This window comes from Cyclobacterium amurskyense (genome assembly GCF_001050135.1).
In the GTDB taxonomy this organism is placed as follows: Bacteria; Bacteroidota; Bacteroidia; order Cytophagales; family Cyclobacteriaceae; genus Cyclobacterium; species Cyclobacterium amurskyense.
Map to the genome: position 1 here is coordinate 660,564 of NZ_CP012040.1, position 13,327 is coordinate 673,890.

Annotated in this window: 8 protein-coding genes; 2 read left to right on the top strand and 6 right to left on the bottom strand. The window is 39.5% G+C overall.

Features of this window, described 5'->3' with window-relative positions:
- Positions 1 to 333 precede the first annotated feature (333 nt).
- The 4 genes from CA2015_RS02580 to CA2015_RS02595 all read right to left on the bottom strand — a co-directional run bounded on the left by CA2015_RS02580 (position 334) and on the right by CA2015_RS02595 (position 7,445).
- Positions 334 to 684 carry a helix-turn-helix domain-containing protein gene (locus CA2015_RS02580; protein WP_048640477.1) on the bottom strand — a complete coding sequence of 117 codons (351 nt, stop codon included), beginning with the start codon at positions 682 to 684 and terminating at the stop codon, positions 334 to 336.
- A gap of 2 nt (positions 685 to 686) precedes the next feature.
- The gene (locus tag CA2015_RS02585) at positions 687 to 986 is read right to left on the bottom strand and encodes a type II toxin-antitoxin system HigB family toxin (protein WP_048640478.1); all 300 of its coding nucleotides are present in this window, start codon (positions 984 to 986) and stop codon (positions 687 to 689) included.
- Positions 987 to 1,437: 451 nt separating this feature from the next.
- Positions 1,438 to 6,273 carry a hypothetical protein gene (locus CA2015_RS02590; protein ID WP_048640479.1) on the bottom strand — a complete coding sequence of 1,612 codons (4,836 nt, stop codon included), beginning with the start codon at positions 6,271 to 6,273 and terminating at the stop codon, positions 1,438 to 1,440.
- Positions 6,274 to 7,031: 758 nt separating this feature from the next.
- Positions 7,032 to 7,445 (bottom strand): RidA family protein, encoded by a 414-nt coding sequence (locus tag CA2015_RS02595; RefSeq protein WP_048640480.1) that lies wholly within the window; start codon positions 7,443 to 7,445, stop codon positions 7,032 to 7,034.
- Positions 7,446 to 7,540: 95 nt separating this feature from the next.
- On the opposite strand from CA2015_RS02595, the gene CA2015_RS02600 reads away from it, so the two are divergent.
- Positions 7,541 to 7,876 carry a hypothetical protein gene (locus CA2015_RS02600; RefSeq protein ID WP_048640481.1) on the top strand — a complete coding sequence of 112 codons (336 nt, stop codon included), beginning with the start codon at positions 7,541 to 7,543 and terminating at the stop codon, positions 7,874 to 7,876.
- A gap of 113 nt (positions 7,877 to 7,989) precedes the next feature.
- Here the strand turns inward: CA2015_RS02600 and CA2015_RS02605 are convergent, their stop codons facing one another.
- Positions 7,990 to 9,354 carry a hypothetical protein gene (locus CA2015_RS02605; RefSeq protein WP_240477920.1) on the bottom strand — a complete coding sequence of 455 codons (1,365 nt, stop codon included), beginning with the start codon at positions 9,352 to 9,354 and terminating at the stop codon, positions 7,990 to 7,992.
- Positions 9,355 to 9,357: 3 nt separating this feature from the next.
- On the bottom strand, positions 9,358 to 11,808 hold the full coding sequence (locus tag CA2015_RS02610) for a TonB-dependent receptor (protein ID WP_048640483.1): 2,451 nt from the start codon (positions 11,806 to 11,808) through the stop codon (positions 9,358 to 9,360).
- A gap of 473 nt (positions 11,809 to 12,281) precedes the next feature.
- Between CA2015_RS02610 and CA2015_RS02615 the strand changes: the two genes are divergently transcribed.
- Positions 12,282 to 13,325 (top strand): c-type cytochrome, encoded by a 1,044-nt coding sequence (locus tag CA2015_RS02615; RefSeq protein ID WP_048640484.1) that lies wholly within the window; start codon positions 12,282 to 12,284, stop codon positions 13,323 to 13,325.
- The last annotated feature ends 2 nt before the right edge of the window (positions 13,326 to 13,327 follow it).

The following is a 13,327-nucleotide window of genomic DNA, read 5'->3' on the forward strand; positions in this document are numbered from 1 at the left end:
TTGCAGAAAAAAAGCAACAATACCGCCAAAATCAAGATGTGGATAATATTCCTTACCAAGGCCTGACACCCTTGGCTGAGATATTGAGCCCCGGTGGGGCTTGGTAAGGTCTTAGGACTTAATGCGCATCTTTGGTAAGACATGGACGTTGTGATTTTGTCAGTATTGTTGCGGAAAAAAGGCAACAATACCGCCAAAATCGACTCACTTTTATTCCAGTTTCCGTGGGTTGACACCGCACGGTTATAATTTATGAAGCCCTATAGGCTTCTTCGAATACCGCTGAATTTGTCAGTAAAAATTATTTCAGGAAAATGGATTTTTCAGGGTATATTAAGCTAGTAATATCTCTGCTGGTATTTTTAACTCCTTGTAAAGTGATTTAATCATTCCTAAGGTCAACTTTCTTTTTTTATTAAGCACCTCACTAACTCTACTTTGACTGCCCAAATATTTCACCATATCCGAATTAGTCATTCCCATTTGCTCCATGCGAAATTTAATGGCATCAATTGGATCAGGTGGAGCAATAGAATAATGTTTCATTTCGTATGATTCAACTAAAGTCACCAATAAATCAAGCTCATCACCTTCTGGAGTGTCTTTTTTTGCTCCCCACAATTCTTCAATCCTACCTATGGCAGAATCATAATCTTGTTCTGTTTTAATTGGACGTATTTCCATAATCAAATCGTTTTTGCATCAATTTTATCATACTGCTTATGTGTCCCAATAAATCTTATGAAAATCACCTTGAATTCATAATCAATTGCAACTACTAATCTGTAATCATTGCCTTTTATATTAAAAACTACTCTTCCATTACCAACAATACTTGCGTTTTTATATTGTTTTTTTAATTCATTTGAGTTTTTCCAATCTGCAGTTTTAGCATCGTGATACCAAGCTTTCAAAGAAATCCCAGAATCAGCGTATTCTGGGTTTTCGAAAAACGCTCTTATCGTTCTAAACGCGATGATTCTCATTATGCAAATATACAAAAGGCAGTTGAATATCCCAAATTGGGATATTCAACTGCCCAATTGTTAGTTATCTGTTTTCCAATAGGATACAATCTTCAAATAAAGCACACTTTTCATCTGACCCCTCTACTCTCAACTAAAATAACAAAAGAGATTTTGTCAGCATTGTTGCTGGAAAAAAGCAACAATACCGCCAAAATCAAGGTGTGGATAATCTTCTTTTCCAAGGGCTGACACCCTTGGCTGAGATATTGAGCCCCGGTGGGGCTTGGTGATATCATAAGACTTTATTCGCGTCTTCTATAGGGAATGGGTTGGTAGTGATTTTGTCAGCATTGTTGCTGGAAAAAAGCAACAACACCGCCAAAATCAAGATGTGGATAATCATCAATACCAAGGGCTGACTCCCTTGGCTGGGATATTGCGTCTCTTTAGGGCTAGGGGATTTTTGGAGCTAATCAAAGGGATTTAGTTTGTCCTTCCAATCATTCAACTTGTCTTTGATTTCTCCACCGATATCAAAAGCTTTATTAAGCGCATCCATCCCAAACTTACCTGTTGCCTTCATGGCACCAAGCACTTTATCCCCTGCAAATCCAGCCCCTTCCAATGCGCTTTTCATCAACTCTGGTGTGGGCCCGTAGCTATTGGCTAAACCACTGGTAATTTCATTTAGGCCATATCCAAGTTCAGCTGCTTTTAGCAGACCTACCATTTCATTTAGATTTAGGCCAAAAACAGTCCTGGTCACCTCAATGATTTCTCCGATTCCATAACCGGCCTCGTGCAGCAACTTGATCATTTGTCCAGCTCCCAAACCAAACACATCCTTGATATAGCCAACAGATGTCATAATATTGTACCTTGCTTCTTTGAGCAAATGCAGCATTTGCATTTCTGTTAAGTTGAATGCCGACTTGATGTATTTTAAAACCTTAAGCACCTCAAATCCTGCACTCACCAAACATTCAAACATCAACTTGGCGCTCATACCAGGTAAACCTAAGAGAAACTTACCCACCTCATCTAGGGTAAAACCCACATTTTTAAGAATCTTAGCCGTTTCTACTTCAGTCTTCTTAAATTCATTCACCAAGACCAAAGCCACATTGTCTACCCCTGTTATCGTTTTATCAAAGAAACATTCAGCGTAATACTTTGCCTCAGTTAATAATCCCCTAATTAAATCTTCAATCTTTTTTTCTGTACTAGTAACCAAATTTTCAAAACTTGCTGTTGACTCTTCTTCTTTGGTCTTTAATGTATAGGTAGTGCCTGCAAAGGTGATTAAAAATTGAAAGGAAAGCCCAAAACTATCCTTGTTGGCCCATATTTGGGTGTCTGCCTGGATACGATTAGGAAGTTGCCATTTACCCAAGGGGCCCAAACTTATTGAAGAAATCGATAGTATTTCAAGACTTCCTCCTGCATCAAAATGGGCATCTTTTAACAAAACGTACATGTCACCATGGACCAGGTTATTTTCTACAAGGAGATGAAAAACAAGCCCTTCAGAAGTGACATTAGCGTAAACACCATAAGTCCCATTAAGCAAGAGTAAATTTCCATTGATATAAAAATGCGGATCTATAAACTCTTTTGGGTTGGCATTTGGCTGTTTGTAGGTACAGATTGAAACTTTCGGCCCACCTGCACTCCCTATTTCCCCAAGTCCATCCATCGCTTTGATGCTAAAGAAATTATCGGGCACATTAGACAGCCTGATTTCACTCATTTCTGCATCCACCTTAATTCCCTGGTCCAGAACCAGTTCAATATCGGCATCCACAAAATAGGACAGAAATTCCAGACGACCACTTAGCATAAATCCTTGCTTGTACTCGAGTGTAGCTATATTAATCCCATCCGGATTAGGAACAAAATAGAATTGAGGTTCTTTAGATACTTCTAAAGTTTTATCTTCATTCTCAATTATTTGCCAATGGGTAATAATGGGGTCTTGGCCTCCTGCTTGTTCTGTGACAAACCATTTCCTACTATTTTCAGTACTTCCTTTACTGGTGAAAATCATCAATTCTGGACTAGCACTCGGGAAACTATCCAGCTTACCATAAGCTTTAAAAGCCTTTGCTATTTTAGTCCCATCATATTTATCGAGTCCATCAGCAAGGGGGATGCTCCCTTCTAAAGGAATAGTAAATCTCCCCTCCTGAGTCCCCACTATTTCGATGGTCTTAAGCACTGAGATTAGTTCTTCTGAAGTCAGGAGCTTTTCAAATTCCCGCGCTTTTTGCTGCACTACTTTGGCATTGCTTATATCGCCAAGCATTTTTAATTTATCAGGAACGGCAATGGTCAAATCATCCAGTTGCTGAATTCCCGTACCAGCAGCGGCATTAACAGCATTTATGGTTTCCTGATTAAAAATACTTCCATATAAATCTCCAATATTAAGATCGCTCATGGAACCAGCAACCATACATTTTAAGGGATTTTCTCCATCTACAAAAAATGCAAAGGAAAAATTAAAGGGATAGAACCCATCTCCTACTGTCAATTCTGCCGAAAACCCCATACTAGGGGGCAAAGGAACCAATGTTTCAGTATTAATTGAAATGCCCAATTCAGCAGCCAGATTCCCTAATTGCACAGGACCAATAGTGATCGGTTTATCAATAGGTTCCATCGCTCCAGACATTGACAAGCCTACAGCTTCTGCCGAAGCATCCAGCTCAAATTCCATATTAAATTTCACTTTGGATTGATTGGCAATAAGCTCATTAATAATCCTAGTGGTTTCTTCCTTGTTGTCAGCACTTACTGCTTCTGCAAAGTCAATTATATTTTCAGTGCTAATATTTGGTAGCAGTGTTTTTAACTGAGCGGACATGCTTAAACCAAAGGTTCCTTCCGCCTCAGCTTCCACCATCAAAGCGCCCGTAAATTGAACATTTTCATACGGATGGCTAAGGTTTGGGCTTTTATTCGCTTTAGCCATAAGGTAGGTAGTCAATCCTACGCCAAATTGAATTTCCGGCCCCTCCTCACTTTTTTGATAGGACAAAAAGGCATCTATCATTGTCCCTTCAGGTATCTTTAGCAGGTCAATCAGACTATTCTTTATTGCGATGTCACGATTCTTAATATTGTTGTCTTTCTTTTCAAATTTAGATTGAACAAATAGAAAGAAGCCCTTGCCCCGGTCGGGTATACTTGGCAAGGTAATTTGTGGACCATCTTCTTCGGATGCCTCTAGTGAGGGTTGTTGAAAAGAGGCAAAATCAGGAAAGACAGGCTCTTTTATGCTCGTAATGGCAAATGTAAACTTGTCTACCGGAATCCAATCTGACAAAGTCCCAATCTTATCGGTAAACGCTTTCCCACTTGCTTCTCCCAAAAGGACTGACAGGTTGTCCAAATGAACTTCTGCTCCAGCAGCAAAGCCCCAATCTGCCCCCGCCTTTTGAACCACAAAAGCTAAACGACATATGTCTTTGGGAGGAGAGGCCCCCGCTTGGATGGTAGTTCCTAGCGCCAAATTATAGCATTCCTCCTCTTTTGTAATTAGTAGGAAGGATTTTTCGAATGCAATGTCATTTAGGACTGAAGGCATCCATTCCGTGCTATCTTTCCCAGAAAACCATTTTACAATGTCTCTTATTTTGACCTCAGGAAGCTCCCCTCGAAGCTCAACATCCCCAGGCAAATTGTAATTTGCCTTCAAGCTTAAGTAAGGTTTATCGAGCGGTGCTTCAGTAAAGTTAGCACTTGCACTACCCAGCATGGCAGTTCCATGAATATTACCAGAAACGGCTTCTGATTGCGACTTCTTTAAAAAGAGCTCTAATTCACTAAAACTTAGCTTCAAATCCCATAAAGCTATTTCCCAAGGCTTAGGTTCTTGAGCCATGGCAATACTTAAAGAATAGTATTGTTTAGGAGCAATGACAACACCTATATTGTCAATTTGAAGATCACTAACAGTAGGCACAGCTATGTCGATATTATCGGCATAGCTTGAGAGAAGCTGCTTTAGTGGTATTTTTATTCCCTCCTTGGTACTGGCTGTAAGGGTAAACAGGTTTCCTTCCTCATTATTTTCCTGAATGGCATTTACTTCCACTTCTTCTCCTGCTAAAGTAAGCTGGCCGGAAAGACTGATTTCAACCTCTGGGTTATTAAATGGATCAGAAACTTTAAAGTTGGCAGATAGCTTATCGATGCTGAATTGATTGGGCCATACTTCCCAATTCAAATTGGGCATACCTATAGCCACATACACACAAGAAACACTTAGAGAGGGATCTTTTACCAAATTTAAATAAGCACTTTTAACCCCTAAGCCACCAAAGTCTCCATCCTTTAGTTCGGTAGGTAAAAAAGAATTCCCATTGTCTAGGCCCATTAAATCCCGCAGATCTTTAAAATTCTTGATAGGGGTTTTAGAAAAATCACCTACAATGCTAGCTTCTTCTGTTCCTGGGAGCCTCAATATGGTGATTTCCAAATCAAAATTATTGGCACTAGGGATCTTAAGGGAACCTGTAAAAGCGACGGTAGGTAAATAAGTAGGCATTTCAGCAAAAGTTTCCCCGGAGATCGGACTGTAAATCCGCAATTCATTTGCTGAAAGTTGCAAAGTGTCCCCCAATTGAAGGGGACTAATTTCCAGGCCTGCCTTCAGGTTAATACCTGGAGGTATTGTTTCTGCTGACCAGGGAAATTCATTTGCGTCCAAGACAGGCAAATTCGACAAATCGGAAAATATATTAATAGTGCCTTGCAACTTCAGCTTTATCGATATGTCGGTGTAGGCATTGAATACACTATAGAAAAAACCATCTGGCTCTAAGTCAGCCTGAAAGTTAATTCCCGGAGACAAGGATGCCTCCCCTTTTTCTATTGTGGTTGAGGAAATGTTAATTAGGGCGCTACTTAAATTCAGGTCATCAAGAGGAGAAGGCAGAGGATCATCAAGTTTGTCCAATCGTGTTACGGTTGGAAGATCTTGAAAACTATCGGAAAATTTCCAATCCTCAGGCAAGGTATACTGAACGAACAATTGGCCTTGACCTTCTATCAGTTCTAGGGTGCACATGGCGTCAACTTCCATATTCCCGAAAGGCAATTCAGATTTACCAGTAAGGATTAATTTATTGTCATTAGGCTCGCCCAAAACCTGGGCTTCAGTGATTATAAGTGGGGATTGTTCATAAACCGAAGTGATGAGATATTGAATGCTGCGGTCTCCATCCACTGAAGTTAAGGTATCAGTTGTAATGATAAGGGTTTCTTCGTTTATCGGAAGAAGGGCTTGCAAAGAGCTCATTGGTTTTTTAATTAAGTGTTTTTTCAGAAAATCAAACAATTGAAGAAAACTGTTCGAGGTACTTTTTTTGTTTATCGGTTTACTTGCATTGCACTTAGCGATTTAACCCGAAATATGCAATAGACATTCTATTACGTGCTGAAATCGCTTTAAAATCAGCCACTTCGTTGCTGTTTTCAATTTCACAATAGCGGTGCTATGCTATAATCTCCAAACAGTCTGATTTCCTTGCGATTGCAACACTTCCCGTAAACACGGGAAATCCTATTACATAATCCGGGTTTAAGAAATGGGTAAAACACACCAATGCCTTCACCACGACGGAGGGAGTCTACTGACTTTCCTTTTCATGTATTTTTATTTTATAAAACAGGAATATCGGCGGGCTTTGAGTACACTACTAAAACAATAAATTTCACTTGAAACATCAGAGATCTTGTAGGGAATGATTGTGAAAATTGTGAACTTTAAAAGTGCTCAGTTTACTGTATATACCCTTTAATCCCCACTAATCTAACTAAGTTTTTTCTGATATTGAAGGACTTTTGGGGATTCCGTATTAAAAAATTTGGTTTTTACACCTTTACTATACCTAAAATACTGAAAAAAGTATCTACACCTACATATAGATAAGTAGATTTTGTCAGCATTGTTGCAGAAATATGGCAACAATGCCGCCAAAATCAAGGTGTGTATAATCGTTCACCCCTGACTACCATATTGATTAATATGAACCTGAATTGGGCTAATTTAAATTTTTACTTGGCAGCAATGAATTCAATCTCAATTAGACAACCTTTGGCAGTGGCTAATAGTGGCACAGGAACAATGGTACTTGCAGGAAAATTCTCTGTTTGCCATTCCTTAGAAGCCACTTCTATTAGAATGTTCTTTTTTTCTTGTGTGAAATCTGCAATATAAATGGTTTGTTTTACGACATCATCTATAGTCACAGCTGCTGCTTCCATTGCTGTTTTAATATTGGACACCGTTTTACGAACCTGTTCTTCAAAGTCTAGGGCAACAAGTTGCCCCTTTTCGTCAGATGCCCATTGTCCGGAAAAAAAGTATAAGGATTTTCCTTCCTCCACCTTAACGATATGGGAAAATCCGTTATTTGATGGATTGAATAAGCCTTTTGGGTTGATAAAAGTATTATTGTCGTTTTTCATTTCTTTAGTTTTAGTGATAGCATAACAGCACAAAGAAAATACAGTTTATTCAGGCATACATTTACATAGGTAAAGAAAGTATAACTAAGAAGATTTTGTCAGCATTGTTGCAGAAAAATGGCAACAATGCCGCCAAAATCAAGGTGTGGATAATCATCAATACCAAGGGCTGGCACCCTTGGCTGATTTATTGCGCCCCGGTGGGGCTTGGTGATATCACAAGACTTTATTCGCGTCTTCTAATAGGAAATGGGTTGGTAGTGATTTTGTCAGCATTGTTGCAGAAAAATGGCAACAATGCCGCCAAAATCAAGATGTGTATAATCATCAATACCAAGGGCTGGCACCCTTGGCTGATTTATTGCGCCCCTTTAGGGCTTGGTGTATTCATAGGACTTGGTGTACATCAGGTAAAGAATGAGAAACCGTAATTCTGTACGTTGCCTTTTGTTGGTTTTTCCGAAGTACTAGCATCTGGCTTAAACAAAAAACCCCTGCACTTCCTTAAAGAAAATGCAGGGGTTTTTAAATAGTGCTGTTTTTTCTAGAATACACCGATAAAGTGATTTCCTGGTTTGTTGATTATTTTGGCACCTATAGATACCTCATTGGTTTGACTGTGAAGGATGTAAATGTTTCCATCTTGTCCAAGTGGTGAAATAGGCAAAAGCAAATCATCTCCACTTACCAAGAATCCCTGAAACTGGTTGAACCTTACATCAGGATCATTTGGAACCCCCTGTACAATAGAAGCTGTTTTTTGTTTAAGATCCATACGAACAACATACCCTTGGTCTTCTTCACCATGACGGATCAAAGCATACCCAATACCATTGCTCACATATTTCCAAGCATCTACATAAGTGTCTGTAAGCCCAAGAGCAACATCAAGACTCAAAGCATAGGTATTGTCATATTCATTATTAGATCCAATTCTCAAAATATGAGAGCCATTGCTATTTCTGGTGGTAGCCTGATAAATGTAACCATCATCAGCAAGTTGGTTCACATTGCTTCTATAACCTGAGCAATCGCCATCAGCCTGTGTGGAAGTAATAATGGTAGGGTTTTCCAATGAAGGATAATCCACAACAACAGTTTTGGTACCCAATCTGTCAAAATCACTTTCAGTCAAGCCTGTAGCAGGATCGTATTTCCTCATCCATGTTCCAATAAGTAATTTGTCTCCTGCTTGGTTTAAAACAGGGGCATCTAGTCTAAAGATGGTATGACCAGCTAGCTCCTCTTCCGCTGATAAAGGAAGTTCGTAAGTTTTGTAATTGGAGATAAGGGTCTCTTGTAAATCCAAATCCAATACAGTGGCGGTACCTCTGTAATACTGAAAATCAGCAGTGGCATCCTCAGCATTGTTTGCTACTATATTGGCTACATTTACGGCGATACCATTTTTATCCCCGTTATAAAGTTTACTCCACCTTGGAGAAGTTCCTGCATACTGAGAAATATTAACCGTAACATCTTCCTGAACATAATTGCTTCCTCCACGGATGTCAAACTTGGCATATTCACCTCCATTTTCACCTGAATAGGCAATATTAAACAAAGTACCTCCATCCTCGGAAACCTGTAATCTAGCAGTACGGTTTGATTTTACGGGTGTGCCATCATCAAACACATTAAATTCTTTATCAGGGTCTATGGCATCTTCATAGCTAATCGCATATATATTGGTACCACCGTTACCATCTCCAGGAGCGTCTCCCATAAATGCGCCAACGAGAGTTACCCATCGATCATCCTCTAATTCTTCCTCTTCCTTAGGTACTTCATTTTCATCTGTAACACATGATCCCATTGAAATCATCGCAATTGCTAAACTAAAAGCCAAGAACCTGTTGCTTGTATTGATTTTTCTAAACATCGTTGTAGTACTTCTTTTATATAACATTATCTATTTGAAATCTCCTATTGTATAATTGAACTTGACATATAATGCTCTTCCTGGTTTTTGCACCGCAAAATTGTCATAAACCTGCTTGTCGAATACATTGCGCAAATCCACACTTACTGCCATCCTCCTGTCAGGAAAAGTATAGGTAGCACCTATGTCATTGATATATTGCCTTGGCGTTCTGAAATCTTCAATTTCCAACCAGGTTGTGTAAAATCTATCAACAAACCCAAAATAATGGGACAACCTTAGCAAAGATCCATGCTTCACCACATCTCTAAAAGTATAGTCCAATGAGCTATTTATAGTAAAGAAGGGCTCGTTTGGAATCTGCTGTCCGTAATTGGCAAAGACATTTCCATTAGGGTCAAGCTTGGTATTGAATTGGGAGTTGAATTTAGAAACATTCACTATGGCCCTAAATGAATTGCCATAGGCATATTTCACCTGTCCTTCAAAACCAATGGATTTGGTTTTGCCCAGATTTTCAAATGGATTGGTCTGAACAGCATCATTGATCCTAGGGTTTATCTGTTGGATAATTTTGTCTTTGGTATCTCTGATAAAGCCTGTGCCTGAAAAAGAAAAAGTATGGGCCTGATATTCAAAATCACCAAGTATAAAACCTAGGTTCAGGTTATTGCTTATTTCAGGTCGAATACCAAGGTTTTCAACAATATTATCACCGGGGCTACCAAAAATTTCTCCTTCAAAAGGCATCCTTACCGCCTTTTCTGCTGAAGCAAGCAAAGTCAAAGGTCTGAAAATCCTGTATGAAAAAGCAGCTCCGTAGCCACTCGTACTTCTACTACTATTGGTTCGGTCCTCTACGCGAGTTGTGGTACCATTTTCTTCTACCAACAAGGGATCCATTTTTGCTATACCTTGAGAATAACGCTTCCCAAAAACGCTCCCTTTTAATTTGGACTGAAACATATCCAGTTCATAGCTAAGTGAGGTTATAGACTTCTGAAGATCACGTGTACCTATAAATTCTCTTTCAACAGCACTTTTCATAAAGTCCTGTTGGGTTCTATCAATAGAATAAAAGGACTGACCCAAAAAGAGTCTATGATTTGGGTTAATTTCATAAGAGGCCCCTGCACGAAAAGTGGCCACATTTCTATCAATATGATTCAAGGTGGGTGCACCCTGCTGAGCGCCACCAGGACGTAAAATCGGTTCACCATCCAGCCCCAAACTCATTTCACCAAACCAATTGTAATTCCATTTGACGGTATCTGAAACAACTTCACTTCTTTTACTCAAAGAGCCATTGAAATTGACATCAAAACCTTTTATCCCTAGATCCTCTTTCAAATAAGTCAGGCCAAAAACATGCGACTGAGAAGTACCGAAACGTCCTTTGTAAGGTATTGACATATATGTACCGTGCTGGATTTCATTGTAATCGTCAGATCCGGTATAGCTGATAAAAAACTGATCAGCCCATTTAACATTGGTATATCCAATATCAAGTTTCCCACCTACTGAGCGGTAGGCATCGTTAAATCGCTTCGCCCGTACATAATCATACCTTCCATTAGCAAGAATATTTCTTACAAATTTACCCCATACCTCATAATCGTTGTCTGAATAATTGTAGAAGGCTGACACCTTGGTGGTAAAACCTGTTTTTTCATCCCTGTAAGCTGCATTTAGGTTACTCTGTAGCGTATTGAAAGATCCGTAGGAAACTGAGGCTGAAAGATTGTTGACTACTCCCTTTTTCAAGATCACATTGATGGCACCACCCAGGGCATCATCTGCCAGGTGAGCTGGTATCACCCCTTTGTATACTTCAATTCGATCAATTAATGCCGGAGGAATACTGTTTAAGCTAAAGGAAGAACCATAGGTAGAAATAGAAAGTCCGTCAATAAATATTTTAACAGAATTACCGGACATTCCATTCAAATTATAATCCACACGGGAACCAATCCCTCCATTCTGTCTAACCCTGATCCCTGCAGTTCGATTAAGCAGGTCATTGGTTTGTATAGATTGAAGCGCTGCCTGCTTGGTTTCTACAACTTCCACAGCAAAACCTGCCGTTTCGATTTCAGTCTTCACCGACTGTCCTTCTACCACAACCCCTTCAAGGTCAGTTGTAGATTCTATCAATGAAAAATCAAGTTTTAATATTATTTCTTCTCTATCAATATTTACATTCTTGCTTTGGTTCTCGTATCCCATGCTTGAGAGCAAAAGCTCAAAATTACCTTTAGGCACATTCTTGATTTCATAACTTCCATCCAAAGATGAAATTGCGGTAAAAGAACTGTCTTTAATTCTGACAATTACTCCAGGGACAGGGTTTGAGCCTGAATCAATGATTTTTCCTTTTATTGTTGCTGCTTGAAGGGACTGACCAAAAGCAGCGATACTCCCCATAAACAGAAGGGAGACCATCCAGAATTGTCTTCTCAAGAAAAATAAAGATCTACTCATGTGCTATGCTTAATTACTTAAAAGCCAAATGGAAATTGCCATTGTTTTTGGTGATTATTATGATTCAAATGACACAAAAAACACTGACATTATTTAGACTAAGTCTAATTTGCCTCAAAAGTACAAAAAGCGATTTTTTTAATCAATACTTATTTAGATTAATTTTTAATAAGAAGGATTAGTGCTTCAAATTCAATTCCTTTATTACTTTAATTTGAACTTGAGACCCAGGTGCAAAGAAGACAATCATAAGGCCTGCTTGTAAGGCATATACTTGGTACATTCTCTTTCTAAGAAAAGCCCAAAAAAAGCTATTGAGAACCAATAAGGCACTGCTGTTACTACTTAAGAAAAGAACACTTTAAAACGACTTCAAGTGAAAATAAGGTAAAAGAAGCTGCTGTCTGTGTGATACAGGTCACCATTCTCGACAAGGTTAAAGGATAACTTTGTAAATGATTAAAAAATAAAATGTGAAAAACGCTTCTAACCCCATTCTTGAATTACTGCGTAGCATCTTTGGCTTGTCATTGGTCGTATTTATTCTGATCTCATTTATTGCTGCGCTTCTAATTGTTAGCCAATTGGATATTCCATCCCCTCTTCAGGAGAAAGAACAGATGGCTCAGGTAGAAACTCCAAAAGCAGATTTCCGGCTAATAAAAGAAGATGGAATTTGGCAAGCCCCTGATTGGGCTAGCGTAGAACTAGCACCCAATGCGGAACAAATTCGGTACGGCAAGGAGCTGGTCGCACATACTTCGGAATACCTGGGTCCCAAAGGAAAGGTACTCCAAATCTCAAATGGGATGAACTGCCAAAATTGCCATTTAGAAGCTGGAACAGCCCCATTGGGCAATAATTTCAGCGGTGTTGCCGCCAACTATCCAAAAATAAGGTCGCGATCTGGACTTTCGGAGGGCATACCTAAAAGAATCAATGATTGTTTTCAAAGAAGCTTAAACGGAGAAGGGCTTGACCCTGAAAGCAAAGAGATGAAGGCCATGGTTGCTTATATGGAGTGGCTTGGCAAGGATGTTCAAAAAGGGGATAGGCCTTTGGGAGTGGGACTTTATAAAGTACCTTTTCTGGAACAGGCAGCAGACCCAATTCGGGGCAAGACCGTTTATGACAATCAATGTTATAGTTGTCATGGAACCGAAGGACAGGGTTTAAAAAACCCTTCTGGAACAGCCTACCTTTATCCCCCACTTTGGGGACCGGACAGTTATAATAATGGAGCAGGTTTGTTCCGCTTGTCTAAGTTTTCTGGATATGTAAAGGCCAATATGCCATTGGGAGCTACCTACGAAAGACCATTGCTCAGTGATGTAGAGGCTTGGGATCTGGCCGCCTATGTCAATTCCATGAGCAGGCCTTCCAAAGATCTATCAGGCGATTGGCCTGACATAAGCAAAAAACCTATGGACCATCCTTTCGGACCCTATTCGGATGATTTTTCGGAAACACAGCATAAATACGGCCCTTTCCAACCCATTTTAGCTTTACAAAGATAGCT